Source organism: Streptomyces sp. NPDC054047 (genome assembly GCF_055585065.1).
This window is the reverse complement of record NZ_JBVJKV010000015.1, coordinates 21,351-46,110: the sequence shown is the minus strand read 5'-3', so window position 1 is coordinate 46,110 and position 24,760 is coordinate 21,351. Positions and strand designations below refer to the sequence as shown.

Sequence of the window (24,760 nt, the reverse complement as noted above, 5' to 3'; positions counted from 1 at the left end):
AATGAGCGACCTGTATATCGACGGTGAAATGCTGGAGCGCGTGCGAGAGAACTTGAAGCACATCGGCGGCCTGCTGGACAAGCCGGCCAAGGCGATGGACCAGGTTGACGCCAAAGCTATGGGCGCACCCGAACTCGAAAAGCGCATGGACGAGTTCGGTGACGAATGGAAATACGGAGTCGGCCAGCTCAAGAAGTTTTCGAAGGATGCAGCCAAGGCACTCGACAAGATCGAGAAAGCCTTTGGCGGCCTCGATGAGCAACTGGCCAAGGCCCTTCGTGATGCGGCGAAGAAGAAGTGAAGGCTCCTACTCTCGATGACTTCCCGACCATCGGTTTCGTTCCCTGCCCCGGGGACCATCCCGCGCTGACCGACGTCGTCGACCTCGTGAAGCACACGACGGAGGCGCTCGCCGAGATCAAGTTGGTACTACAGGGGGCTGCGAACGGTGAATGGCGCGGCAAAGCGGCCACCGGTTTTCGTGAGCTGCTCGCCGACGACTTCCGACCCAAGGTCGTCAAAGCCCATGAATCGTTCGACCTTGCCAAGAAGGCGCTCGATGACTGGGCCGACTACATGCAGGTGCATCAGAAGAGCGCCGGAAAACTGGAGACAGAAGCCTACGAAGCCGAGCAGGCAGACAAGAAGGAAAAGAACTCTAAGAAGGGCGACCAAGAGAAGGCCTCGAAGAAGCCCGAGGGCGACGCCGATGACCCCGTGGAAGCAGTCCGCAAGCGCGCGCGAACCCTTCATTCGCAGTACAACGAAAAGGGTCGCGAGATCGCGGAGCGGCTGAAGCACGCAGGCGAGATCGCACCGAACGAGCCCGGCGCTTGGGACAAGTTCACCGACGCGATCGGTGATGCCCTGAAGACCATCGCGTGGGCCGTCAGCAACCCCATGGACGCCCTGAAAGCTCTCGCTCCGCTGCTGAAGGTCATCGGCGACATTGCAGGTTTCCTCAGCCCCATCCTCGGTCTGCTCGCAATGGTTCCCGGACTTCAAATTCTGGGCGCGGTCTCCCTCGCCCTGGCAGGTGTCGCGCTAGTCGCCCACTACCTGTCCGCGGCGGGAAAGAGCGGAAGCTTCGTCAAGGCGCTCACGGACCAGGACGTGATCCTCGATGCGGCTGGACTCGCCGTCGGTGTCGGAGCCCTCAAGGTAGGAGCGAAGGTCCTCCAGAACGCACGGGCCGGAAACGGAGTGCGGGAGGTGCCACAGGCCCTCGCCAGGGTCCCAGGGTTCTCTCGAGTCGTACCGGCGACAGAAACGCTCCCCAACGGTCTCTTTCAGTTGGGGAGAAGCAGCCGTCATGCCATGTCTACGACAGAGATGGGATGGCGCGGAGGACAGTTCTTCACGACCTGGACCGGCCACGCACTCACTTCCATGGGCACCGACGGCCTGGTGGAAGCCGGGAACAACCTCTTCACCGGGGCCTCCTTCGGGCCGCTCATCGACCGATCCGCAATGGGGGACAAGTGACTGCTGCAGCCCCGCTGGGAACCGTCAAACTCTTCGTCCCGCTGGACTGGTTCGACCTGCTGGAAGATGGGTCCGACCGTGAAACAACTCGGCGGCGCTGTACGGAGATCGTTCAACGGTCCTATCCGACGGTTCCGCAGGAGCGGCAGACACAGTTCGTAGTTGCTCTCATGGCCTGGTACGAACATCTACTGACCGGCGGAACAGTGCTCTACGGGATCGCCTCAGGGCCGATTCCAGGCGACGCCGAGACCATCGCCAACTGGCAAGTCATGGCCGGAGTGGTCGACGTACCAGCAATTTCCGAGGAACTGGACATCGGCGCTCTGCTCTCCACTGCGTACGCCTCCCAGACCGACGAGCCGAGTTACCAGGAATCCTTCACGACAGATTTGGGAATCGGGTTCGGATTCGTCACTCAGTCGACGATTCAGACACCACCCGACGACAGCGACGATGAGGTTCTGTCTGCCCAGGTCGGCGTTGTCGGTGCTCTCACCTGCCCGCCCGGCGGCGGAAGAGGCATTCTCTTCATCGGTGTGAGTCTCGACCCCCGTCACGTGGGGGAACTGGCAGGGCTCCTCGCGATGATGGCCGGTCGGTCCACCTTCGACGACCCTGCCGACCCGTTCGAAGCCCAGCGTCCCCCCTCTCTTCAGGAACCCGCCCCATGACGACTGCACCCCAGGCCGCCGGTCCCCCGCTCATCGGTTCATACCCAGACCGAGAGGCGCTTCTGCGTGCACGTACCACTGCTCTCAGCGAGTTGATCAAAGCCGACCGGTCATTTCCCCGGGCTTTGTTGTCCCTGCTCTGCGCCCTGGTTCTTTCACTGGGCGTGCTGGTGGTCACCAGCCTCCTCGTGGGCGCCGTTGGCGGAGAGGAGGGAGCGCCGAGCATCGGCTTCGCTCTGCTGATCTCGCTCGGCACCCTACTCGTTCTCGTAGGGCTACCGGCTGTTGCTCTTCACCGACACCACTCACGTGGTGTGCGGTTTTGGACCGCGATCAAGCAGTGGACCGTCCTGGACCGTCATGCGGACGCCTTGGCACTGGCCGACGCGGATGACCCGGCTGTCGCTTCGGGTGAGGTACCAGAGGACTACGGATCCGGTGCGCTTCCTCGTCTCCGCCTGATTCTTGGACTCACTGGCTGCCTCTCGGCCGCCATCGTGGCCCTCTCGATCACGGCGACGTCCGGCCTGGCGAACCGCGAGTCGGTCGGCTGGGTCTGTGCGTTGCTCACCTTCGCCGTGTACTCAGGTGCGACGGTGCGAAGGGCTTCTTGCCGCAGCAACTGGATGAACGGGGAAAACCGGGTTCGAGGGCTGCGCCAGGCCCGCGCGGAACGGCACATGCAGCTGGCCGCTACCTCCTCCGACGCTTTCGCAGCCGGCAGCCGCGTCCCGCCCAGGCGCTTTCCGCTCGCGGTTCTCTGGTACGCGCTGCCCATGGTGATCACAGTCGCCCTGTACTTCGGTAATGCCCCGGACTCCGCGACGGGCTATGTGATCGCAGGGACCGTCTGCGCCACCGTATTCGCCGTGGCGGTCGTCTTGGTGACGCGGTCGTTCGCCCGGGAACGGAGGGAAAGCTCGGCCGTATCCACCGCGCTTGCCACTCGGTTCCCTGGGAAACGGACCTATGCCGTACGCCACGGACTCCAGCCGGAGAGCCTCGTACCGGTCGAGGGCCTGACGGCATGGGACTTCGGTCCTCAGCGCGTCGCGGGCCTGACCGTCGACGAACGTTCCCTGACACTGGTGGGATCCGGTGAGGAGACACTCGAGCTCCCCCTCGCGGAACTGCTTGGAGCCACTGTGATCAGGCTCCCTCACTGGGACATAGAACTGCATCTCCTGGACGGCCAGTGTCTGCTGGTGCGCTCGCTCGAGCCCCAGTCTCTGATCGATGCTTTTCGCTCAGTCGGCCTGCGGGTGAACCAGGTGATGGGGCCGTGAAAGGCCCCTCTCCTTCAGAGCTCGTGCAGCACTCGGACGCCAGCAATCGACATGTCTGCCCCAAGGGCGCGCGGCCCCGTCGTGCTCACCTCGATCGCCTCACCCGAACGAAGGTGGATGTCGAACCGATCGGGAACGAACCTTCGCCCCGGCGTCAGAACGGCTCCCACTACGTCGGTCAGCGGTACAACCGCAGAACCGACGGTGCTGAGCAGGTGCAGCCCATCGGGGGTCACCGCGATGGCGCCCTCCTTCATGGGGGCTGCATCCCACGGTGAAGACGCAGGCTGTTCCTCGGCATGGAGGCCGAACCGCACGGCATGTGCCCGCTCGGGAAGCTCAGCTCCCAACGCCTTGCGCACGCGGGCCATCAGAGCCTTGTTGCGGATGCAGTCAGCGACGATCACGATCAGAGGGCGTACGGCAACGACGGCTGCCAGCGCGGCGATCAGCACTACAGGCAGTAGCTGGCGCGAACCAAGAACCAGGCAGGCGATCGCCACCATCAGAGGAACCGTGAAGCACACGCTGTAGAAGATCACGATGTTGGTGCCAGGTTGGACGGTGATGCCGGGTTCATCCGACGCAAGCCTGTCGCGCCTGACGCGCCTCACCTCTTCAATGGTCCGCTCCACAAGTGACTCCTCCTTGCTCATGGTGTGGTTGCCCGCTTACGGGCCAGCAGCTTACGGGTGGTACCGCAGGGGGTGCACGGGCCTGCCCCGCAGCAGCCGACGCCTCACATAACCCACCGCAGCGACCCCGCCATCGCATCGCACAGGCGCTCCATCGGGCCGGACATTCCCGTTACGGGGGCCGAGAAGGAGAGGGTCAAGTAGGCCGTTCCGCCTGGCATGTGGACGTGGATGTCCAGGGACGTGGGGCCCAGTACGCGTATCGCCGTGCCTGCGGCAAGGTTCACCACGGACACCTCTCTTCCGGCCCCGTCCTCCTCGGACTCCCGCGCCGCCAAGTACGTCGCGTACCGCTCTGGGTCCGCCGGCGTATCGCCCAGTGGCCTCAGCGACACCAGCAGTGATGCGGGCAGGCCGCCCTCCTGGGAGGTGGTCAGGAGGAAGAACTCCATGGCGCCGCGCGCCAGGCCGGCCTCCGCGGTGTTCCGCAGCGTGGTCCATACGTTGCGTGTGAGCTCCGCGGAGACGCCGCGGCCCTGCGCCTCGCGGTCCACGAACGTCTTCAGGTGACTGCGCCACCGGTCCTGCGTGAGGTCGACGCGGAACCACTCGCGGGGGACCAGCAGGCGGTAGTCCGTGGGGACCGCCTGCTGGTCCGCCGTGAGGGGTGAACCCGACGCCGGCCGTGGTTCGTTGACCGCGTTCACCCCGGCATCACCAAGGGCAGACCCTGCTCGTCGAAGAAGCGCACGCTCTTCACGACGCCGGCGAACATGGAGGAGAACGTGTCCCAGCCCTCGGCCGTCGGCGTACCCATCTCCAGCAGCATCACGGTCTGATTGCTCAGCGGTATCTGGACCTGGATGAACGACGTCCAGATCGGCTCGTCCTCCCCCGACTCCGTGAGGCTGCCGTCCACGTAGGACTGCCGGGCGCCTATGCAGGTCACTGCCGGGCCGCAGGGCAGCTTCACCTCGTCCACCTGGCCTATGTCCAGGTGCCGCATCGTGGACGCGATGAAGCCCACCGGCTTGGGCCCGGCCCGTTCGTCCAGGTCCACGAGGCTGACGTTCACCGTGGCGGTGCAGCGGACGCCCTCGACCTCCGTCGTGACGAAGCCCGCGTACTGGACTCCCGCCTCGATGAACTCGTCGTAGTTCGCCATACACATGGCGGCCCATTCGAGCTGTACGTCCTCCGTGCCGCCCGGCAGGGCCTTACGGGCCAACTCCTCCAGTTGGTCCGTGAGTTCGTCCAGGTCGTCCGCCTCGAAGGGGAGCTCCAGAAACCCTTCGGGCATGACCCAGCGGACTTCGATTCCGTCGCTTCCCTCAAGGCTGCGCCGGGTGTCTTCCGTGCTGTCCGTGGTGTCCGTGCTGTCGGTGGTGTCGGTCGTGTCGGTGGTCAATTGAGGGTCCGCTCTCGGTCGCGTACTTCGCCGGACATCGCCTATGCCGCCAAGGCCGCGTTGAACGGCTTCGGCGACGCCTGGGGTGTGGGTGAAGGCCGGGGAGCAGGAGAGGGAGTGGGAGAAGGCGTGGGAGAGGGCTCGGCCTTCTTCGGCTCCTGGTATCCGGTCTTCTCGCCGTTCTCACCATTGCGCATACGGTTCAAGGCACTCGCGAGGCCCGACCCCTTGATCACCGCTGTGATCTTCTTGCCGTCGATGAGGTCCTTGCGCGCCGTCTTGCCCAGGATCTTGTTGACCCCCTTGACGGCAAGGCCGTTCAGGAAGTTGTGCCCGACGCCATCGAGAGCATTGAGGCCCCTGGCCCCCATGCGCCCGAGCTTCGTCATGTTCTTCATGCCCTTGAAGGCCTTGAATCCCTTGAGGGCGCCGAGGCCGGGCAGCACGCCCAGTGCGTCGGTGCCCAACTTCATCCAGTCGAGCTTTCCGCCGCGCGCCGTCATGTCGTACGCGTGGCCCGCGAGTGCGGCAGCACTGGTCAGCACCGCAAGGGTGGCGAGGATGGGAACCAGGACCTGGAGCGGGGGAACGAAAGCGCAGATCACCGCGAGCACGGACAGGACCGCGGAGATGTTCGAGAGCGCGTCCGCCCAGTCCGCGAGCATGTTCATGAAGCCGCCGGGGTCCCGGACGTCATCATGGTGCACGACGTTCTTGATGTGCTTCGCGGCCTTGTCCCCCGCGTCGTCATAGATGTCCCTGGCGTCCTTCACACCCTTTCTCGCGCTGCCGTAGCGGCGCAGAGCGTCGGCACGCTTCTCGACCCAGCGGTCGTAGTCCTCCTTGTCCTTCTCAGGGATATTGCGCGTGGGGTACTTCTCTTCGTACTTCTTTACTTCGCGGTCGGCGATGTCATGGTCACCCTCGGCCTCGCGATAATCGCTCAGCGCCTTGTCCGCCTTGCGCTGCGCCCTGCGCATTTCGCTGGCGAACTCGTTCGAGCTGCCTTCCCGCACCTGCTCGCCGACGGCCTTGGCCGCTTCGTCGTAGCGCTCGAAGGACTTCTTCAGTTTGTCCGCCGTGCCACCGGCCATCTCATGGAAGCCTCTTCCGGCTTCACTGTCCCAGCCCTCCACCGAGGCCAGCGCCTTGATGACCCGTGACTGCTCGTCGATCATGTCGGCCATCTTGCGCAACTTGCGCCCCAGTTCGGCCACTTCTTCGGGGTCGCCGGGCGTGGGGTCGTCGTGCCAGAGTGGCGGCCAGTCGCTGTCCGTCCTGCTCACTTACTTCCCCTTGCTCTTCGCCTTGGCGTCCCGGATGGCCTTCGCCAGCTCATGGTCGATCTTGTCGTACGCCTTGGCGGCGGTCGACGTGAACTCGGCGAGCTGCTCGAGTTCCTTCATCAGCTTCTTCCTGGTCTTCTTCCAGGTGTCCCCGAATTCCGAAAAGGCGTCCTTCAGGCCGCCGTGCCCCACCGCACTTCCGTATTCATCGGCCGGATTTCCGTTGCGCTCGAACTCGTTGTGAATCTTGCCAAGATCGCGTGAGCACTTCTTGATGGCGGCGAGATCCGCCTTGATATGGTCCCCCATGAGGGCCACCCCTCTTCTCGTTGATTCCCGACTGAGCACCTGATGCAAGGAGAGCCTTGACGTGACATCCAGGGGCAGACAGAGCGTGATATCCGACCGTCTCGGCCTCCAGGTCGACGCCGGGGCGTGGTGCTCGATCGACAAGATTCCCCAGCCGCCGTCGGACGTGCTCCAGGCGGCCGGTGCCCCGCGCCTTCGCCCCGGGAGGAAGCCCGCGCTCGACATGCTCGGTGCCGCGCTCTGTCTGCCGTTCGTGCCGTTCGGCTTGCTGTTCGTCCTTCTTGCCAACATGGGACAGGCGATCGAGCGATCCCTTGCCCCGAAGTCGGTGAAGGAGAGGCTGCGCGCCAAGCGCGAGGACGAGCAGCGGCGCGACGCCCTCGTCACAGAGCAAGGACTCGACCGCGTCTTCGACGGCAACTGGCAGGGCAACGCCGGGCAGTTCCTGCTGCGTTGGTACAGCCATTCCCCGCACGACATGCGACTCGTCCTCGTGTCCCAGGGCGACATCGTTCTGGCGGCCCCGCCCCGGCGCGTTTCCGGGAGCAGGGAGAAGCTGATGGAGATCGTCGCCCGCCTTCCCGCTGCCGAAGCAGCCCTTGTCGACCCGTTCTTCGGTGAGTTCGAGACCAAGATGCTGCTGCTGCGGTTCCGCGACGGTTCCTGGCTGCGGGTCGAGACCGAAGACGCCCGCAGCGACCTCCACATGTACCTCCTGCGCCAGCCCCGCACCGCCGGCTGAAAACCCCGCGCCGCCGCCCGGGACCTCCTGACCGACTTCCTGCAACACCCGGACTCCCACAGCCGACATGTCCGCCCCGAGCGCCTGCGGCTGCGTGGTGCTCAGCTCGGGCGCACCGCATGCGTGCGCTCCGGGAACGCCGCTCCGAGCGACCTGCGTACGCGGCTCCTCAGGGAGCGGTCGAGGCGGCATAGAGGAGTGCCAGTACGGGACGTACCGCGACGAGGGTCGCGATTCCGGCGATCAGCGTCACGCCCAACAGGCCTCGCGGGTCGAGCAGCTGGCAGACGCAGACGACCGTGAGCAGCGTGAGGAAGCAGACTGGGAAGAAGATGCGGATGTTTCTGGGGGGCTGCGCGACGATGCCCGGCTCGTCCGACTCCAGACGGTTCCGGCGGTCCCGCCGGACGCGTCCGGTCTCCGCCGTGGTGGTGGCGTCAGCGCTCATCGGCCTCACCACCCATCGGCCTCACCGCAGCCGCCTCACGACTCATCGCTGATGCGCTCCCCGTACTCACGACCGTCCGCCCGGACGCCCGGCTCTCCAGTCCCGCCGACGAGGGCGGGGCGACAGGATCCCCCGTCACCCCGCCACTCTCGGAACAGCCACCGTCACTACTTCTTGGCGGCGCGACCCAGCTCGTCGTCGATCTGCTCGAACTTGTCCGCGGCGTTGGTCAGGTAGTCGCCCATGCCGTCCAGACCGTCGAGCGTGTCCTTCGCGCCCTTGACGAACTCGTCGAAGTTCTCGTCGAACGCCTTGGACGCGCTCTTGGTCACGAAGCCGGACTCGACCAGGTTTGCGATGTACTTCCGCAGACCGTCGAGCTTCTCCTTGAGCTTGTCCTTCTCCTTGACCACATGCTTGGCCGCGTCACGCATGTCCTGATATGTGACATCAAGGTCCTTGGCCATGTAGCCCACTCCCTAATCAACTTGCCGCAGGGAAGGCCCCCGTGGCTCCCGTGTGCGCGGATGGTGTGATCGTCCGCTCTTTGCGGCAGCAGCTTACGGGTGGGGCTGGTGGGTTCACACCCCGGTTGAGTCACAGCTCTGCTATGAGCCGGTGCACAGGCCGTTGCCAGTGGGAAGGGTGGAGCGGCTATCGTCAACGCCATTGTTCATTACGGGGAGGACGATCGTGCGCCTGACTCTGACCGTCGTCGATCCGTTCGGCGGTGGGGCCGCCGACGTGGTCCTCGACGCCGATCCCGAGTCCACCGTGCAGGACATAGCGGTGGAGCTGGCCCGGCAGGTCGGCCACACCGGCGCGCAGATCATTCCGATCGGCCAGCGCCACCAGTCGCCCGCAGCGGGCGCCCCGATGATCTACGTGGACGGGTACGCCGTCGATCCCAGCGCCACCGTCGGCACCTCGCCCCTGCGCGAGGGCGCCGTCGTCAGCCTGAACGACCCGGCGGGATGTCTGCCCGGCGAGCCCGCCGGCCTCGTCGAGCTGCGCGTCGTGAGCGGGCCCTCGGCGGGCTCCCTGCACCGGCTGGGGATCGGGCGCTACGACATCGGCAGCGGCAACGCCTCGTACATCCGCGTCGACGACCCCGAGATGCCCGCGCGCGCCCTCACGTTGTCAGTTGCAACCGATGGAACATGCCAAGTCGCCCTGCACGGGGAGAAGAAGGACAAGGAAGCCGTAACGCTCGACGGCGAGCCCTTCGGCCTCGACAAGAGCGAGAGCGACCAGCACGACGACGAGAAGACGCGGAAGGAGCGGCGGCGGGAGAAGAAGGAGGCCAAGCGCGAGAGCAACAAGCGCGGCGGCGCCCGGCGCGACAGCGGTGAGTGGCCCCTGGGGGCACAGATCGCGGTCGGGAACACCCTCTTCGAACTCATCCGGTACGCACCCCCCAACGCGGCCCTCAAGTGGTCCGAGGACGGCGCGGGCCTCGACTACAACCGGCCCCCGCGACTGCGCCCGCCCGAGCGGCAGACCACGTTCCGACTCCCGGCCCCCGTACGGGACTTCGAGGCCCGGCCGCTGCCCTGGCTGATGGCGCTCTTCCCGCTGGTCGGCGCGGTCGTGGCCGCGATGATCTTCGACCGCTGGTACTACCTGATCATGGCGGGGCTCAGTCCCATCATGCTCTTCGGCAACTACTTCATGGACAAGAAGCACGGGCGCAAGTCCCATGCGAAGCAGGTCAAGGAGTACAAGGAGACCAAGAAGCGGATCGAGAAGGACGCACAGGACGCCCTGGTCGCCGAGCGTCTCGACCGCCGCAACGCCATCCCCGACCCGGCCACCGTCCTCGCCCTGAGCACCGGCCCGCGCACCCGCCTGTGGGAGCGGCGCCGCACCGACGCCGACCACCTCCTGCTCCGCTTCGGCACCGGCCAACTGCCCTCCGAGGTCGTCCTGGACGACCCCGAGAAGGACGAGCACCGCCGCCAGGTCACCTGGAAGATCGAGGACGCGCCCGTCGCGCTGCCCCTGAAGGGCCTGGGCGTCATCGGCATCGCGGGCCCCGACGACTCGGCGACCGCGCTCGGCCGCTGGGCGGTCGCGCAGACCGCGACCCTGCACAGCCCGATGGACGTGCAGTTCTACATCCTCACCGAGAACGGGGCGCGGAGCAGCTGGGACTGGGTGCGCTGGCTGCCGCACATCAGGCCGTCCTCCGGCCAGGACATCAACGTACTCATCGGCACCGACGCCGAGACCGTCGGCGCCCGCATCGGTGAGCTGACCCAGATCCTGGACGCCCGGCTGAAGATCCTCGAGGCGAACAAGAGCCAGGGCGCCAGCTTCAGCGAACCGGACATCGTCGTCGTCTGGGACGGGTCGCGCCGGCTGCGGTCCCTGCCGGGTGTCGTACGGCTGCTGCGCGAAGGCCCCTCCGTGGGCGTGTACGCGCTCTGCCTGGACACCGAGGAGCGGTTCCTGCCCGGTGAGTGCCTGGCCTTCGTCGTCGCCGAGCCCAAGCCCAAGGACAACGAGCAGCCCCGCGGCGCCTCCCCGCAGCAGCCGGCCGCCGCGCCCCAGCAGGCCCCCGGCGGTTTCCCCTCCTTCCAGGCCTGGCACACCACCGCGCCCGACACCCCCCAGGCCAGCGCCGCGCAGGAACTGCGGCTGCGCGTGGAGATGACGGGGGCGGAGCGGGTCCTGAACGTACGCCCCGACTTCGTCTCCCCCGCCTGGTGCCTGCGGCTCGCCCGCTCGATCTCCCCGCTGCGCGACATCAGCGGCGAGACCGAGGACTCCGCCCTGCCCGGCTCCAGCCGACTGCTGGACGTGCTGCAGCTCGAGCCGCCCACGCCGGGCGCCATCGCCGCCCGCTGGCAGGCGGGCGGACAGTCGACGATGGCCGTCATCGGCGAGTCGTACGACGGCCCGTTCGGCATCGACATGCGCAAGGACGGGCCGCACGGTCTGATCGCGGGTACGACCGGTTCCGGCAAGTCGGAGCTCCTGCAGACCATCGTGGCCGCGCTCGCGGTGGCCAACACCCCCGAGAACATGACCTTCGTCCTCATCGACTACAAGGGCGGCTCGGCCTTCAAGGACTGTGTGAAGCTGCCGCACACCGTCGGCATGGTCACCGACCTCGACGCCCACCTCGTCGAGCGCGCCCTGGAGTCCCTGGGCGCCGAGCTGAAGCGGCGCGAGCACATCCTCGCGGACGCGGACGCGAAGGACATCGAGGACTACCAGGATCTGGTGCGCCGCGATCCCTCGCACGCGCCCGTGCCCCGACTCCTCATCGTCATCGACGAGTTCGCCTCGATGGTGCGCGACCTGCCCGACTTCGTGACGGGCCTGGTGAACATCGCCCAGCGTGGCCGTTCGCTCGGCATCCACCTGCTCCTGGCCACCCAGCGGCCGAGCGGTGTCGTCTCCCCCGAGATCCGCGCCAACACCAACCTGCGCATCGCCCTGCGCGTGACGGACGGCGGCGAGTCCTCCGACGTCATCGACTCCCCCGAGGCCGGGCACATCTCCAAGAACACCCCTGGCCGCGCGTACGTGCGTCTGGGCCACGCCTCGCTGGTTCCCTTCCAGTCCGGCCGCGTGGGCGGCCGGCGCCCCGGCGCCGCCGATCCGCAGTTGCTCGCACCGTGGGTCGACTCGCTCGACTGGGCGACCCTGGGACGTGGCGCGCTGGTCAAGCCGAAGGCCGAGGCGCGCGAGGAGGAGGAGATCACCGACCTGAAGGTCCTGGTCGACACCGTCATCGAGGCGAACGCGGCCCTCGGCATCCCCGCCCAGCACAGCCCCTGGCTGCCCGCGCTCTCCGAGACGCTGATCCTGGACGAGATCCCGGCACCGGCGCCCAGGACGGGCCCGGGGAAGCTGACCCCCGCCGCGTACGGCATCGAGGACCTGCCCGGCGACCAGGCGCGTCGCCCGGTCGTCGTGGACTTCGCCTCCTTCGGGCATCTGATGATCGGCGGCGCGCCGCGCAGCGGCCGCTCGCAGGTCCTGCGGACCATCGCGGGCTCCCTCGCGCGCACGCATTCGTGCGCCGACGTCCACCTCTACGGCATCGACTGCGGCAACGGCGCGCTCAACGCCCTGACCCGCCTTCCGCACTGCGGCGCCGTCGTCAGCCGCAACCAGACCGAGCGGGTGGTCCGCCTCGTCAGCCGCCTCAAGGGCGAACTGACCCGCCGCCAGGACCTGTTGGCGGACAAGGGGTACGCGGACATCGGCGAGCAGCGGGCCGACGCGGCCGAGGACGAGCAGCTGCCGCACATCGTCGTCCTGCTCGACCGCTGGGAGGGCTGGCTGCCCACGCTCGGCGAGATCGACCACGGAAGTCTGACGGACGAGCTCACCGCGATCATGCGTGAGGGTGCGAGCGTCGGCCTGCACATGGTGCTCACCGGTGACCGCCAGCTCCTGGTCGGCCGCGTCTCCTCCCTCACCGAGGACAAGTACGGCCTGCGGCTCGCGGACCGCTCCGACTTCTCCATGCTCGGCATCCCCGCCAAGAAGGTGCCGGAGGAGATCCCGCCGGGCCGCGCGTTCCGCAACGAGAGCGGCACCGAGACGCAGTTCGCGCTCCTCTCGGACGACGTCACCGGCCAGGGGCAGGCCGCCGCGATCTCCGCGATCGGCGAGGCAGCGGCGGCCCGCGACGGTGAAGTGCCGCGCCACCGGCGCCCGTTCCGCGTCGACACGCTGCCGAGCCGCATCTCCTTCGACGAGGCCTGGGAGCTGCGCGACCCGGAGGCTTCACGCTCCAGGCTGTGGGCCCTGGTGGGCATCGGCGGCGACGAGGTCATGGGCCACGGCCCCGACCTCGCCACGGGAGTACCGGCCTTCGTCATCGCGGGTCCGGCCAAGTCCGGCCGCTCCACGGTCCTGATGAACATGGCGCGTTCGTACCTCGCACAGGGCGTACGCCTCGTGATCGCGGCCCCGCGCCAGTCGCCGATGCGTCAACTCGACGGGACCGAAGGCGTACTGAAGATCTTCACCGGTGACGACATCGACGAGGACGACTTCGAGGAGTCCATCGAGTCGGCGTCCCCCGAGGAGCCGATCGTCGTGCTGATCGACGACGGCGAGATGCTGGAGGACTGCGACGCGGCGAGCCAGTTCAAGCGCATCGTCCAGCGCGGCACGGAGACGGGCCTCGCGCTGGTCCTCGCGGGCGACGAGGAGGACGTGTGCAGCGGGTTCTCCGGCTGGCAGGTCGACGTGAAGAAGGGCCGACGCGGCATCCTCCTCTCCCCGCAGGACAGTTCGAGCGGTGACCTCATCGGGCTGCGGATCTCGCGCAGCATGGTGGGCGGGCCGATCGCCCCCGGCAAGGGGATGCTGCACCTGGGCAGCGGAGAGATCTCGACGGTGACCACGCCGCTGTGACCTCGGGGGTGGGGTGAGGCGGGGCGACGTGAGATCACGTCGCCCCACCCCACCCCACTCCACTCACTCCCCCCCCTCACTCCACCCGCGTCATCTGCGCCTCGGGGTTCCCGGACTTCTCGTTCTCGGAGAGGTACAGCAGGGCGTCGCCCTTCGGGCGGAGTCGGACGGTGTGCGGGTTCTTCGTGCACTGGGCCGCGCTGTCCGCCCGGCCCTTGCCGCGGGCCACGATCTCCTTCTTCGACACCGACTTCAGGGTCAGGTCCACCGCGCAGACGCCGCCCAGCTGGTCGGTCTGCGTCATGACCGCGAAGCGTTCGCCGACCTTGCCCTGCTCGACCTTCAGCCGGAACGTGCCCATCGGGACCGCGCCGTTCGCCGCGACCGCCTGGCCTTCCCAGGTGCCGCGGTAGGAGGCGGGCACCTTGCCGCCGGCCTGGTCCGCGCCGCCGTCGCCATCGCCGGGCTGTTCGCTCGCGGTCGCGGCCGGGGGCTGCGCGGCCCCGTCCTTCGACCCGTCGCCGTCCCCCGGAAGCAGCCCCATCACGAAGACCGAGCCGACCGTCACCGCGGCGAGCGCGCCCGCGACACCCAGGACGAGCGTGCAACTGACCTTGCGACCGCGCCCGTCCGCTCCGCCGGGCGTGGAGGTCGCCGCCACCGAGACGGACACGCGGCCGGGCGGTCCCGACGGGTCTGACGTCTGCGTGGGGACGTACGCGACCGAGGGCGTGGAGGTGGCGGGCAGCGCCGCGTACGAAGGGTCCGGCGGGCCGAACGAGCCGCTGGCCTGCGGCACTTCGCGCACCGGCGCGTGACTGCCCGACACCCCGCCCATCATCGACGTGCCGAACGGCACCGGCCCCGAGGGCTGTTCCCCCGTCCCGGCCCCGTCCGTCTCCAGGTCCAGGAGCCGCACCGCGCTCCTGGAGACCCGCTCGACCAGCGGCCCAGGCAGCCAACCGGCCGCCACCAGCTCGTCCGCACCCGAGGGGGCAAGCCGCCGCGCGATCTCCACCGGAGCCGGGCGCGCACCGGGGTCCTTGGCCAGGCACTCCCGCGCGAGGTCGCGCAGATCACCCTCCAGGGCGCCGAGTTCGGGCTCTTCGTGTACGACCTTGTAGAGGAGCGACGCGGACGAGTCGCCCGGGAAGGGTGAAGTCCCCGTGGCCGCGAACACCAGGACCGCTCCCAGCGAGAAGACGTCCGCCGCCCCGGCGACGCCCCTGCCGAGGATCTGCTCCGGCGACATGTAGCCGGGCGAACCGACGGAGACGCCGGTCGACGTGAGCGATGCCGTGCCGTCCGTCGCCCGTGCGATGCCGAAGTCGATGAGCCGCGGGCCGTCCATCGTCAGCATCACGTTCGACGGCTTGACGTCGCGGTGCACGAGGCCGAGTCCGTGCACGTGCGCGAGGGCCTCGGCGAGGCCCGCCACCAGTACGCGTACGGAATGGGCGGGCAGCGGGGACAGGTCGCGCACCGCGTCGGCCAGGGAAGGGCCCGCCGCGTACCCCGTGGCCACCCACGGGACGGCCGCCTCCGGATCGGCGTCGAGGACCGGCGCGGTCCAGTCGCCGCCCACCCGCCGCGCCGCGTCCACCTCGCGCCGGAAGCGGGCGCGGAACTCCTCGTCGAGCGCGAAGTGCGGATGGACGACCTTCACCGCGACCGTACGGCCGCCCGCGCTGCGCCCCAGATAGACCCGGCCCATGCCGCCCGAGCCCAGCCGGCCGAGCAGCCGGTAGGGACCGATGGCGGTTGGTTCGCCGGGATCGAGCGGGTGCATGACGAAGGCCTCCCCCGGACGCGCCGCACGGCCGCGGCCACTCGGGCCGCGCGCATTGTCTGCAGCTCAGGGTAGTGCGCGGGCACGACCCGTGGTTCAGTCATGCCCCACTGCCGACTGCGGCCCCCGTACCGCCGCCATGGCCGCCATGTCCGCTACTTCGGCTGTGAACCCAGCAGTTCCACCCGCACGTCCGCGGGGAAGCCCGTCGTATCGCCCACCCGGCGCGCGAACTCCGCGACGCCCTCCAACTGCGCGCTCCCGAACCGGAAGTCCAGCGTCGTGAAGTACTTCTCCAGGACCCCCGCGTCGAAGGCCTCCCAGCGCGCGGCCTGTTCGGCGACCTTGCCGACCTCTTCGAGCGAGAGGTCGCGCGACGCGAGGAACGCCTGGTGCACCGCGTCCACGACCGCAGGCTCGCGCGCCGTGTAGTCCTTGCGCGCCGCCCAGACCGCGAAGACGAACGGCAGACCCGTCCATTCCTTCCACATCTGACCCAGGTCGTACACGTCCAGACCGAGCCGCGGGCCGTCGATCAGGTTCGCCCGCAGCGCCGCGTCCCCGATGAGCACGGCGGCGTCCGCCTCCTGCATCATCACGCCGAGGTCGGGCGGACACGTGTAGTAGTCGGGCCGTACGCCGAAGCGCTCGGCGAGCAGCAGCTGCGCCAGGCGCACGGAGGTGCGCGAGGTCGAGCCGAGCGCGACGCGGGCGCCGTCCAGCTGATCGAGGGGGACCTGCGAGACGATCACGCAGGACATCACCGGGCCGTCGCAGCCGACCGCGAGATCGGGGAAAGCGACGAGGTCATCGGCGTTCCTGAGGAACTCGACGAGAGTGACGGGCGCGATATCGAGATCGCCCCGCACCAACTGCTCACTGAGCTTCTCCGGGGTGTCCTTCGTGAGCTCGAAGTCGAGCAGCGTTCCGGTCCGCGCGAGGCCCCAGTACAGAGGCATGCAGTTCAGGAACTGAATGTGACCGACGCGCGGCCTGGGGGTGCGGTGGTGGCCGGGGAGCTGATCTGAGCCCGCCCCGGCAAAGGTGCCAACGGGAGAATTGTCCACATCGGGGAGGCTAGCCCCCTTGCGGTACGGTGCAGAAAGCGGGGCCCGATCCCGTCCTTGTCAACCCCTTCGGACCTGGTCCGTCAACCCCTCTGGGGGGTCCGTCAAACATCCGGGTGACGTGATCTTGCCCCCTATTGCTTTCGGCTGCCTGCGTGCTAAGCTCGCCGCAAGTTGCAGTTTGGTTTCCCTTGCAGTACAGAGCCTGCGGAGCATGTGACCCGCGGGCTCTCGTCGTTTTCAGACTTATGCAGTTGTTTCAACAATCGCAGGTTCTGGAGCAGGGCAACCCTTTGGCCCAAGGAGGGCTTATGGCTACCGGAACCGTGAAGTGGTTCAACGCCGAAAAGGGCTTTGGATTCATCGCCCAGGAAGGCGGAGGCCCCGACGTCTTCGTCCACTACTCCGCGATCAACGCGAACGGCTTCCGCTCCCTTGAGGAGAACCAGGCCGTGAGCTTCGACGTCACGCAGGGCCCGAAGGGTCCGCAGGCGGAGAACGTCACCCCCCAGTAGGTGGGGCGCCCCATGTGAATGGGGCGTGTGACAGTTCCGGTGACTTGATCCGGACATGGATAGCAGTACCCAAGGAGCCCTGCCTTCCCGCGCGAGCGGGTTGGCGGGGCTCCTGCCTTTTTCCGGCCGGGGGGCCTATTGCGGGGTGGGGCTTTAGGGGGGTCGGGGTGCTTTGTCCCGTTGAAGGTGCGTTGTGGCTTGGCGCGCAGTTCCCCGCACCCCTTCGGGGCGCTCCCCTAAGGGGTGCTCGGCGTTAGTGCCTTTCTTGCCTTGATCGCGTTCTGGGGATTCCAGCCCTCTCCCGGGACCGAGGCAAGCAGCAGGCTTGTGTAGGGGTCTTCCGGGGATGTCAGGACGCGTTCCGTCGGGCCCTGTTCCACCACCTTGCCGCGGCGCATCACCAGGACCTCGTCGGTGATGTGCTGGACCACCGCCAGGTCGTGGCTGACGAAGACCAGGGCCACCCCGGTGTCCCGGCGGATCTCGCCGAGCAGCTGGAGGATCTGGGCCTGGATCGACACGTCCAGTGCCGCCACCGCCTCGTCCAGGACCAGGACCTGGGGGTCCACCGCAAGCGCCCTCGCGATGGCCAGGCGCTGGCGCTGGCCGCCCGAGAGTTCACGGGGGCGTGCGCCGGCCTCGCGGGAGCCCAGGCCCACCTGGTCCAGGAGTCCCGCCGCCAGGTTCTCGTCCCTGCCGTGCAGCTTCAGGGACGTACGCAGGCACTGGGTGGAGGTGAGGCGGGGGTCCAGGGAGAGGTAGGGGTCCTGGAAGACCATCTGGATCTCCCTGGCCCTGGCGAGGCGGGCGGTGCGCTTCCTGGGGGTGCGGGCCTCGCGGGGGCGGCCCTTCACCGTCACCGTGCCGGCGTCCTGGCGGGCCAGGCCCACCAGCATCCGGGCCACCGTCGTCTTGCCTGAGCCCGATTCGCCCACGATGCCCGTCGAGCCGCCCTCCTTCAGGGTGAACGTCACACTGTCCGCCGCCTGGTGGCGGCCGCCGCCCGGCAGGGGATAGCTCTTGCTGAGGCCGTCTACCGACAGCAGGTCCTGGGGCATCAGTGGCTCACCTCGGTTGCGGTAGCGGTAGCGGGCGCGGTCACGGCGCAGGCGGCCGTTCCGCCGTCCGGGAGTTCCAACTGCTCCGGAGTCCACGTCTCGCACGTCGCCTCCGACTCCCCGCACCGCGACACGAACGGGCACCCCGTGAAGCTGTCCGACAAGGACGGCGGGCGGCCGGGGATCGGGTGGAGGGAGTGCGTCGTGTCGCCCAGGGTGGGTGAGCAGGAGAGCAGGCCCCGTGTATAGGGGTGTGCCGGGGTGTCGAACAGGGCCTTCGCCGAGCGCTGTTCCACCACCCGGCCCGCGTACATGACGTACACGCGGTCGCAGTACGCGGCCGCCAGGTGCAGGTCGTGGGTGATGAAGAGGAGGCCCAGGTCCCGGGTGGAGCGGAGCTGGCGGAGGAGGGCCAGGATCTCCGCCTGCGTCGTGACGTCCAGCGCGCTGGTCGCCTCGTCCGCCAGGAGCAGGCTCGGCTCCGCCGCGAGCGCGCCCGCGATGACCACGCGTTGCAGCATGCCTCCGGAGAGCTCGTGCGGGCGCTGGCGTACGCGGTGTCCGGGGTCCGAGAGGCCGACTGCCTCCAGGAGCTCCACCGCGCGTTCGCGCGTCGCTCCCCTCTCGACCAGGAAGTCGCCGATGCGGCGCACCGGGTTGAGGGCCGCGCGGGGGTCCTGGTGGACCATCGCCACCGTCCGTGCGCGGTGTGTCCGCAGGGCTTCGCCGGTGAGGGTGAGGACTTCGGTGCCGTTCACGCGGACGGAGCCCGATGTCGCCGACCCCGCCGGCAGGAGGCCAAGGGCCGCCTTCGCCGTGGTCGACTTGCCCGAGCCCGACTCGCCGACCAGGCCCACGACTTCGCCGGGCCGCACGGTGAGGGACACCGACTCCAGGAGCGGCCGGGCCGCGCCCGGTATCCGCAGGGTGAGGTCTTCGATCTCCAGCAGCATGGGTCACTGCCTCCCTAGCCGGTCGGCGGCCCAGACCCCGACCACGTTGAAGGACACGACGACCAGTGCGATGGCCGTGCCGGGGACGAGGGCGGGGAGCAGTGCGCCCTGGACCACGGCCGCCTGCCCCTCCTGCACCATCAAGCCCCAGTCGGATGACGGCGGTTGGGCGCCGAAGCCCAGGTAGGAGAGGGTCGCCAGGGACATCAGGGCTTCCCCGAAGAGCACCACCAGGTAGCCGAGGATCGCGCGGCCCAGGTTCGGCACCAGGTGCGCGCAGCAGATGCGTACGCCGCCCATTCCCTGCACCCGGTACGCGTCGACGTACGGCTTGCGGGCCTCCGAAAGGGCCAGTGAGCGCACGTACTTGGCGATCGTGGGGGTGAAGGCGAGGCCCAGGGCCAGTACGGACGTCGTCATGCCCGCGCCGAAGACCGCGATGATCAGGACGGTGAACAGCAGGCCCGGGAACGCGTACATCACGTCCGTGATCCGCGAGACCAGCGCGTCCACCCAGCCCCCGCGCCAGGCCGCGAGCACGCCCAGCGTGACGCCGAGCACGGCCGCGACGGCGAGGAGCAGGAGCGGGGCGATCAGGCTCGTGCGGGTGCCGTACAGCGCGCGGGACAGGAGGTCCTGGCCGGACGAGTCGGTGCCCAGGAGGTGGTCGCCCGACGTTCCGGCCAGGGATACCGAGAGGTCGATCGCGTCCGGGGCGTAGGGCGCCAGGAGCGGTGCGAACACCGCCGCCAGAACGACCAGGCCGAGCAGGGCCGCGGCCACGATCACCCCTGCGGGGCGTCGGCGTCGGCGTACCGGCAGGGGTGCGAGTGCGACGGTGGGAGTCGATGCGGCAGCCATCAGGAGCGTGCCTCCTTCACGCGCGGGTCGAGCAGCGGGTGGACCACGTCCACCAGCGTCGTCACCACGATGTAGCCGGTGACCATGAGCAGCAGGACCGCCTGGGCCACCGGGAAGTCGTGCGTATTGATCGCGCCCACCAGGAGCGAGCCGATTCCGCTGATGCCGAACGCCGTCTCCACGACCACCGTGCCCGCCAGCATTCCCGCCATGACGAGTCCGCACATCGTGATGATCGGCCCGAGCGCGTTGCGCAGGACGTGCCGCCGGATGATGTCGCGTTCCGGTACGCCCGAGGCGCGTGCCGCCTCCACGTGGTCCGACGCGGCGGCGTCCGCCATCGCCTGCCGGGTCACCCGGCTGATGATGGCGAGCGCGCCGAGCGCCAACGACAGGGCGGGCAGGGTCAGATGGTGCAGCGTGCCGGTGAATCCCTCTCCCGAGCCGGAGACCGGGAACCATCCCAGCTGTACGCCGAAGAGGGAGACCAGGGCGATGGCCGCCACGAAGGACGGCACCGAGGCCGCGAGCGTCGTGCCCCCGACCACCGCCGAGTCCACCCACGTGGACCGCTTGACCGCGGCCAGGATGCCGGCGCCGACGCCCAGGACGACGAACAACACCGTCGCGTACGCCACGAGTTGCAGCGTCGTCGGGAAGCGGGCCGTCACCAGGTCGGCCACCTGGTCGCTGTACTTGAAGGAGCGCCCCAGGTCGAAGTGGACGCAGTCCCACAGCCAGCGGCCGTACTGGACCACCAGCGGCTCGTCCAGGTGGTACTGCGAGCGCACCTGGGCCAGGCGCTCCGGCGTCAGCTTGTCCCGGCCGCCCGCCAGGAACACCGCCGGGTCACCGGGCGCCGCGTACACGGCGGCGAAGATGACGAAGGAGGCGGCGAAGAGGGTGGCGACGAGGCCCGCGAGCCGTCGTGAGATCCGAGCGAGCACGTCCCTCACCTAGCCTTTCTTCAGGCCGAGTCGCGCGGCCCACGGGTAGTAGAGGTAGGCCTGCGACGCGGGCGGGCCCGTCAGCTTGTCGTCGACTACCAGGGCGGTGGGGACCTGCGCGACAGAGATCCAGACGCCCGCGTCCACGAACCGCTTCTGTACGTCGATCGCGAGCTCGGCCCGCTTCGCGTCGTCCAGGGTGCTCAGCGCCCGCCGGACCAACTTGTCGTACGTGGCGTCCTTGAAGCCGACCCAGTTGTTGGAGGAGTCGGAGAGGCCGTTGTCGTAGAAGCCCATGGGGTCGGCCTTGGAGATGTACCAGTCGCCCACCAGCACGTCGATGTCGGCCCGCGCGGCCGGGTCGCTGTAGAACTCCTCGAACTGGGCCGTGGGAACCGTCTTGATCTGGCCCTTGAGGCCGATCCGCTGGAGAGCGGAGCGCACCGCGTTCGCGACGACCGTGCGGCCCTGGCTGCTGTCCGTGCCGATGACGATGGGGTCGGCCGGCGCGCCCGCCTCCTTCACCAGTTCCTTGGCCTGTGCCAGGTCGGCGGCCGTGGGGGCGACGGGCGCGGAGGACGCCAGCTCCTTCTGTGCCGCGGCGAACCGGGGCTTCTCGTACCCCCAGGCGCCCGAGCCGACCGGTGTGGCCCACGGCTGGACGAGGCCGCCGTACCCCGACTTCGCGATGCCCGTGCGGTCGATCGCGAGGGACAGGGCCCGCCTGATCTTCGGGTCCTTCAGGCCGCCGCGGGCCGTCGGGATGAGGACGAGCGACGCCGTGGACGGGCCGTAGTGCTGGTCGAGCCCCTTGCTGGCGCGCAGGGCGGATGCGGTGTTCGGGGATTCCGCGTACGTCCCGTCGGCGGCGCCCGTCTTCAGGGCGTTGACCAGGGCGCTGTCGGAGGCCCAGCGGAAGACGACCTGGCGGGTCAGCGGCTTCTCGCCCCAGTAGCCGTCGTACGCCTCGATGGTGATCGAGTCGCCGGACTTCCAGCCCTTCAGTTCGTACGGACCGCTGCACGCGTCGCCCTGTCCCGGCGTGCCGAAGTCCTTGCCCGCGCCGGTGACTTGCTCCTTGTTCCAGACGATGCCCGCGTCGCCCGCGAGCGCCTTCGTGAAGAGCGCGTCGGGGGCCTTGAAGCGGATGGTGACCTCGCGGGCGCCGGTCTTCTTCATGGACTTGACGTTGCCGAACTCGTCGGCCTGCTCCATGTCCGGATCGGCGTGCCGCTTCAGGGACCAGAGCACGTCGTCGGCGGTCAGCTTCGAGCCGTCGTGGAAGGTGACGCCGTCCCGGACGGTCAGGACGAGGGTCTTGTCGTCGGGCGTGGCCGCCTTCTCGGCGAGGAAGGGCTTCGTCGTCATGTCCGGCTGGAGTTGGTAGAGCCGCTCGCAGACGTTCGTGAGGACGACGCGGCCCGCGCTCGATCCCTGGGTGTCGAGGTCGAGCGAGTCCGGTTCGTCCTCCAGGAGCCAGTCCGCCTTGTCCAGCGTGCCCTTGGCGGCGGCGGTCGTCGCGCTCAGCTTCAGCTTGGCGGCGTCGGCGGGCTTGCCGCCGGTCGCGGCGGTGTCGGCGCCGCTGCACGCGGCGGTGGTGAGGAGGGTGGCCACGGCGAGCCCGGCGACCACCGGCCGCTTCGAAGTCCTGGTGGTCGTCGTCATCTGTTGTCTCCGTACGGGCCGTCGTAGAGGTTCCAGGGCATGTGCTGGTAGTCGCGGTCGCAGGGGGTGCCCGCGGTGACGTGGTAGTCGCCGCTGGTCAGGTCCACGCAGGAGGAGACGAGCGTGGACCAGTGCTTGACCTCGGGCTTGCGCGGGTCGGGGTGGGTGCAGAGCGACTCGGGGTGGCCGAGGTGGTCGGACATGGCCTGCTTGATCAACTTGCGGGACTCGTCGGCGCCGGTGGAGGAGCGCAGGGCCTTGAGCCCTTGCTCGGCGCGGGGGACGCGGACGAGCGAGTCCGACGACATGGGGCGGTAGTTCGCGGCGATCGCGGCCGGGATGCCCGCCTGGTAGTGGTTGCCGTGCACCAGGAGGCCGTCCGTGGGGTACATCCAGCCGTGCCCGGCGGGTGTCGTCTCCAGGTCGACGGCGAAGCCCTCGCGGCAGGTCAGCAGGGCGTTGGAGGCGATGTGCGCGCGGGTGCGGCAGAGCACGTCCAGGGCGTCGGTGACGGAGTGCTGGTCCAGGACGCTGCGGCGTACGACGGTCTGGGGGAGGCCGATCGCGTCGCTGAAGCGGCCACCGAGGCCGTTCGCGTTGAGGGCGATGCCCGCGGAGTTGGCGCCCTGGCGGCCGATCTGGCCCGCCTCGACCTGCATGATCAGGGTCGGGTGCGGGGGCTGGACGATGCGCAGCATGACGACGGTGCCGGCGACTCCGGCCCGCCAGTCCCAGTTCTGCCCGGCCCATACGTGGCCGTCGCCGCTGGCCTCTCCGTAGGCGGCGAAGGAGGTGCAGCCTTCGGCGGGTTCTTCCTCGCTGTCGGCCTTGCCGGCCGCCTTCATGTCCGCGAAGGAGCGGTCGTAGATGACCTCGCCGCGGGCGTTGAGGGCGAGGATGTCGTCGAGGCCGACTCCGGCGCCCTCCGCGATGCCGCGCATCTCCTCCAGGAGGTGGGGCGCGTAGTCGCGGACCGGCTCCGTCCAGCGGGCGGCGCGGTCGGCGACCTGGCTCCAGGTCAGGCCCGACGACTGGCCGAACGCCTCCTCGTAATAGGCGAGGGCGGCGTGCAGCTGGGGCCGGACGGCTTCGCCGTACTGGTGGCCGCGCTCTACGGGGGTGCCGGATATCTCGATGAGCGGGAGGGAACGTTCGGAGCGATCAGGGGCGGCGGGGACGTCAGGGGCGGCGGGGGCGGTGCGGGGTGCCATTCTTCTCCTCGCGGCGGAGAGCTTCCGTCAACTGTCCTGTAACGTCCATTACGGGAAGCTCTCCTTCTGGAATGCGTTGCCCAGGAGAGTAACGGCCATCACACGAGAGTCAATAGCTGTAATGGAAATTTCAGAGGATCAGACGGGGTCCGGTGCCGGCGGCGGGGCGGGGCTCGCGCGGCTGCGGGCCGCGGTGCGCGACCAGTGGGAGACGCTCTCGACGTCCGAGCGCGCCGTGGCGCAGTACGTGGTCAGCGCCCCCGCCGAGTCGCTGCTCTTCGCCAGCGCCCAGGAGCTGGGCACGGCGAGCGGCACCAGCAACGCGACGGTGGTCCGCGCCATGCAGCGGCTCGGCTATGCGGGCCTGCCCGCGCTCAAGCGGGAGCTGGCGTCGGACTTCACGTCGGCGGTGCCGCCGGAGGTGCGCCTCCAGCAGCGCATCGCGCACGTGGGCCGGGACCTGGACGACATCTGGGGCGAGGTCTTCGACGAGGCCCAGGAGCGCATCGAGCACGCGCGGCGCCTGACGCCGGGCGAGGCGCTGCGGGACGCGGTGGGCTTCCTCGCGGAGGCTCCGGAGATCCACTGCTACGGCATCGCGGCGTCCGAACTCGCCGCGCGGCACCTGGCGTTGGCGCTGGGCAGGATCGGCCGCAGGGCGCGCTACTTCGGGGACACGGGGTTCACCCTCGCCGACCATCTCCTCGCCGTGCGGCAGGGTGACGCGGTGGTGATCTTCCAGCCGGGGCGCGCGCTGACCGAGCTGACGGTCCTGATAGAGCGGGCGCGGGCGGTGGGGGCGCGGGTGGTGCTGGTCACGGACGAACTGGCGGAGCTGTACGGGTCGCGGGTGGACGCGGTCCTGACGGCGCCGCATACGCCCACCGGCATCACGACGGAGGCGTTGACCGCGCTGCTGGTGGCGGACGCGCTGCTCCTCGCGCTTGCGACGCTGGACGAGGACCGGGCGGTGGAGACGTCACATCAACTGACGGCATTGCGGGAACAGTTGCTGTCGCCGAGGCAGCGCAAGGGGTGA

The 24,760-nt window shown here is 68.9% G+C and carries 23 protein-coding genes; 8 read left to right on the top strand and 15 right to left on the bottom strand.

Translation table 11 applies throughout. The annotated features are described in order from the left end of the window. The first annotated feature begins 1 nt into the window (after position 1). Genes ACZ6ZP_RS38435 through ACZ6ZP_RS38420 form a run of 4 tightly spaced genes read left to right on the top strand, consistent with a single transcriptional unit; the run spans position 2 to position 3,445 of the window. The gene (locus tag ACZ6ZP_RS38435; protein ID WP_469410271.1) at positions 2–301 is read left to right on the top strand and encodes a hypothetical protein; all 300 of its coding nucleotides are present in this window, start codon (positions 2–4) and stop codon (positions 299–301) included. Next, positions 298–1,485, top strand: coding sequence for a putative T7SS-secreted protein (locus ACZ6ZP_RS38430; RefSeq protein ID WP_469410270.1), 1,188 nt, complete (start codon positions 298–300; stop codon positions 1,483–1,485). Before ACZ6ZP_RS38435 ends, ACZ6ZP_RS38430 begins: the two co-directional genes overlap by 4 nt. Next, positions 1,482–2,159, top strand: a complete 678-nt coding sequence (locus ACZ6ZP_RS38425; protein WP_469410269.1) for a hypothetical protein — start codon at positions 1,482–1,484, stop codon at positions 2,157–2,159. Before ACZ6ZP_RS38430 ends, ACZ6ZP_RS38425 begins: the two co-directional genes overlap by 4 nt. Then, the gene (locus ACZ6ZP_RS38420; protein ID WP_469410268.1) at positions 2,156–3,445 is read left to right on the top strand and encodes a hypothetical protein; all 1,290 of its coding nucleotides are present in this window, start codon (positions 2,156–2,158) and stop codon (positions 3,443–3,445) included. Before ACZ6ZP_RS38425 ends, ACZ6ZP_RS38420 begins: the two co-directional genes overlap by 4 nt. 14 nt (positions 3,446–3,459) lie before the next feature. On the opposite strand, the gene ACZ6ZP_RS38415 is transcribed toward ACZ6ZP_RS38420, so the two are convergent. From ACZ6ZP_RS38415 to ACZ6ZP_RS38395, 5 genes are all read right to left on the bottom strand, one after another. Next, positions 3,460–4,101 (bottom strand): hypothetical protein, encoded by a 642-nt coding sequence (locus tag ACZ6ZP_RS38415; RefSeq protein WP_469410267.1) that lies wholly within the window; start codon positions 4,099–4,101, stop codon positions 3,460–3,462. An 83-nt stretch (positions 4,102–4,184) separates the two neighbouring features. Beyond that, complete coding sequence (locus tag ACZ6ZP_RS38410) at positions 4,185–4,787, bottom strand: hypothetical protein (RefSeq protein WP_351170133.1); 603 nt, start codon at positions 4,785–4,787, stop codon at positions 4,185–4,187. Beyond that, positions 4,784–5,488 (bottom strand): hypothetical protein, encoded by a 705-nt coding sequence (locus tag ACZ6ZP_RS38405; RefSeq protein WP_399980150.1) that lies wholly within the window; start codon positions 5,486–5,488, stop codon positions 4,784–4,786. Before ACZ6ZP_RS38405 ends, ACZ6ZP_RS38410 begins: the two co-directional genes overlap by 4 nt. A gap of 41 nt (positions 5,489–5,529) precedes the next feature. Further along, positions 5,530–6,774, bottom strand: coding sequence for a putative T7SS-secreted protein (locus tag ACZ6ZP_RS38400; RefSeq protein WP_361469112.1), 1,245 nt, complete (start codon positions 6,772–6,774; stop codon positions 5,530–5,532). Further along, complete coding sequence (locus ACZ6ZP_RS38395) at positions 6,775–7,083, bottom strand: type VII secretion target (protein ID WP_351170124.1); 309 nt, start codon at positions 7,081–7,083, stop codon at positions 6,775–6,777. A 61-nt stretch (positions 7,084–7,144) separates the two neighbouring features. On the opposite strand from ACZ6ZP_RS38395, the gene ACZ6ZP_RS38390 reads away from it, so the two are divergent. Further along, a complete protein-coding gene (locus tag ACZ6ZP_RS38390; RefSeq protein WP_351170121.1) occupies positions 7,145–7,825 on the top strand; it encodes a phospholipase D-like domain-containing protein in 681 nt (226 codons plus the stop codon). Between the two features lie 169 nt (positions 7,826–7,994). Here the strand turns inward: ACZ6ZP_RS38390 and ACZ6ZP_RS38385 are convergent, their stop codons facing one another. Beyond that, complete coding sequence (locus ACZ6ZP_RS38385) at positions 7,995–8,273, bottom strand: hypothetical protein (RefSeq protein WP_469410266.1); 279 nt, start codon at positions 8,271–8,273, stop codon at positions 7,995–7,997. A gap of 167 nt (positions 8,274–8,440) precedes the next feature. Next, positions 8,441–8,740: a WXG100 family type VII secretion target gene (locus ACZ6ZP_RS38380; RefSeq protein WP_351170116.1), complete on the bottom strand. Its 300-nt coding sequence runs from the start codon at positions 8,738–8,740 to the stop codon at positions 8,441–8,443. A gap of 226 nt (positions 8,741–8,966) precedes the next feature. Here ACZ6ZP_RS38380 and ACZ6ZP_RS38375 point away from each other — a divergent pair, with 226 nt between their 5' ends. Continuing rightward, positions 8,967–13,655: an FtsK/SpoIIIE domain-containing protein gene (locus ACZ6ZP_RS38375; RefSeq protein ID WP_383820375.1), complete on the top strand. Its 4,689-nt coding sequence runs from the start codon at positions 8,967–8,969 to the stop codon at positions 13,653–13,655. Positions 13,656–13,731: 76 nt separating this feature from the next. On the opposite strand, the gene ACZ6ZP_RS38370 is transcribed toward ACZ6ZP_RS38375, so the two are convergent. Both ACZ6ZP_RS38370 and ACZ6ZP_RS38365 read right to left on the bottom strand, forming a co-directional pair. After that, entirely contained in the window at positions 13,732–15,444 is a 1,713-nt protein-coding gene (locus tag ACZ6ZP_RS38370; protein WP_469410265.1) for a serine/threonine-protein kinase, read from the bottom strand. 155 nt (positions 15,445–15,599) lie between these two features. After that, positions 15,600–16,421, bottom strand: a complete 822-nt coding sequence (locus ACZ6ZP_RS38365) for a menaquinone biosynthetic enzyme MqnA/MqnD family protein (RefSeq protein WP_351174001.1) — start codon at positions 16,419–16,421, stop codon at positions 15,600–15,602. Between the two features lie 401 nt (positions 16,422–16,822). Between ACZ6ZP_RS38365 and ACZ6ZP_RS38360 the strand changes: the two genes are divergently transcribed. Next, positions 16,823–17,026, top strand: a complete 204-nt coding sequence (locus ACZ6ZP_RS38360; protein ID WP_018528239.1) for a cold-shock protein — start codon at positions 16,823–16,825, stop codon at positions 17,024–17,026. A gap of 236 nt (positions 17,027–17,262) precedes the next feature. Here the strand turns inward: ACZ6ZP_RS38360 and ACZ6ZP_RS38355 are convergent, their stop codons facing one another. Genes ACZ6ZP_RS38355 through ACZ6ZP_RS38330 form a run of 6 tightly spaced genes read right to left on the bottom strand, consistent with a single transcriptional unit; the run spans position 17,263 to position 23,721 of the window. Continuing rightward, positions 17,263–18,084, bottom strand: a complete 822-nt coding sequence (locus tag ACZ6ZP_RS38355; protein ID WP_361473822.1) for an ABC transporter ATP-binding protein — start codon at positions 18,082–18,084, stop codon at positions 17,263–17,265. Then, a complete protein-coding gene (locus ACZ6ZP_RS38350; protein WP_361473819.1) occupies positions 18,084–19,037 on the bottom strand; it encodes an ABC transporter ATP-binding protein in 954 nt (317 codons plus the stop codon). Before ACZ6ZP_RS38350 ends, ACZ6ZP_RS38355 begins: the two co-directional genes overlap by 1 nt. A gap of 3 nt (positions 19,038–19,040) precedes the next feature. Continuing rightward, positions 19,041–19,898: an ABC transporter permease gene (locus ACZ6ZP_RS38345; protein ID WP_469410264.1), complete on the bottom strand. Its 858-nt coding sequence runs from the start codon at positions 19,896–19,898 to the stop codon at positions 19,041–19,043. After that, positions 19,898–20,845 carry an ABC transporter permease gene (locus ACZ6ZP_RS38340; protein WP_351173939.1) on the bottom strand — a complete coding sequence of 316 codons (948 nt, stop codon included), beginning with the start codon at positions 20,843–20,845 and terminating at the stop codon, positions 19,898–19,900. The genes ACZ6ZP_RS38345 and ACZ6ZP_RS38340 overlap by 1 nt, the downstream gene beginning before the upstream one ends. 9 nt (positions 20,846–20,854) lie before the next feature. After that, positions 20,855–22,510, bottom strand: a complete 1,656-nt coding sequence (locus tag ACZ6ZP_RS38335; protein WP_469410263.1) for an ABC transporter substrate-binding protein — start codon at positions 22,508–22,510, stop codon at positions 20,855–20,857. Further along, positions 22,507–23,721, bottom strand: a complete 1,215-nt coding sequence (locus tag ACZ6ZP_RS38330) for a C45 family peptidase (protein WP_361473809.1) — start codon at positions 23,719–23,721, stop codon at positions 22,507–22,509. The genes ACZ6ZP_RS38335 and ACZ6ZP_RS38330 overlap by 4 nt, the downstream gene beginning before the upstream one ends. A gap of 121 nt (positions 23,722–23,842) precedes the next feature. Between ACZ6ZP_RS38330 and ACZ6ZP_RS38325 the strand changes: the two genes are divergently transcribed. Then, complete coding sequence (locus tag ACZ6ZP_RS38325) at positions 23,843–24,760, top strand: MurR/RpiR family transcriptional regulator (RefSeq protein ID WP_361473806.1); 918 nt, start codon at positions 23,843–23,845, stop codon at positions 24,758–24,760.

Bases quoted from the DNA above. Each gene is read 5' to 3' on its own strand.
- ACZ6ZP_RS38435 (WP_469410271.1), top strand. From the start codon at position 2: ATGAGCGACCTGTATATCGACGGTGAAATGCTGGAGCGCGTGCGAGAG.
- ACZ6ZP_RS38420 (WP_469410268.1), top strand. From the start codon at position 2,156: ATGACGACTGCACCCCAGGCCGCCGGTCCCCCGCTCATCGGTTCATAC.
- ACZ6ZP_RS38415 (WP_469410267.1), bottom strand. From the start codon at position 4,101: ATGAGCAAGGAGGAGTCACTTGTGGAGCGGACCATTGAAGAGGTGAGG.
- ACZ6ZP_RS38395 (WP_351170124.1), bottom strand. From the start codon at position 7,083: ATGGGGGACCATATCAAGGCGGATCTCGCCGCCATCAAGAAGTGCTCA.
- ACZ6ZP_RS38385 (WP_469410266.1), bottom strand. From the start codon at position 8,273: ATGAGCGCTGACGCCACCACCACGGCGGAGACCGGACGCGTCCGGCGG.
- ACZ6ZP_RS38380 (WP_351170116.1), bottom strand. From the start codon at position 8,740: ATGGCCAAGGACCTTGATGTCACATATCAGGACATGCGTGACGCGGCC.
- ACZ6ZP_RS38370 (WP_469410265.1), bottom strand. From the start codon at position 15,444: ATGCACCCGCTCGATCCCGGCGAACCAACCGCCATCGGTCCCTACCGG.
- ACZ6ZP_RS38360 (WP_018528239.1), top strand. From the start codon at position 16,823: ATGGCTACCGGAACCGTGAAGTGGTTCAACGCCGAAAAGGGCTTTGGA.
- ACZ6ZP_RS38355 (WP_361473822.1), bottom strand. From the start codon at position 18,084: ATGCCCCAGGACCTGCTGTCGGTAGACGGCCTCAGCAAGAGCTATCCC.
- ACZ6ZP_RS38350 (WP_361473819.1), bottom strand. From the start codon at position 19,037: ATGCTGCTGGAGATCGAAGACCTCACCCTGCGGATACCGGGCGCGGCC.
- ACZ6ZP_RS38345 (WP_469410264.1), bottom strand. From the start codon at position 19,898: ATGGCTGCCGCATCGACTCCCACCGTCGCACTCGCACCCCTGCCGGTA.
- ACZ6ZP_RS38335 (WP_469410263.1), bottom strand. From the start codon at position 22,510: ATGACGACGACCACCAGGACTTCGAAGCGGCCGGTGGTCGCCGGGCTC.
- ACZ6ZP_RS38330 (WP_361473809.1), bottom strand. From the start codon at position 23,721: ATGGCACCCCGCACCGCCCCCGCCGCCCCTGACGTCCCCGCCGCCCCT.
- ACZ6ZP_RS38325 (WP_361473806.1), top strand. From the start codon at position 23,843: ATGGAAATTTCAGAGGATCAGACGGGGTCCGGTGCCGGCGGCGGGGCG.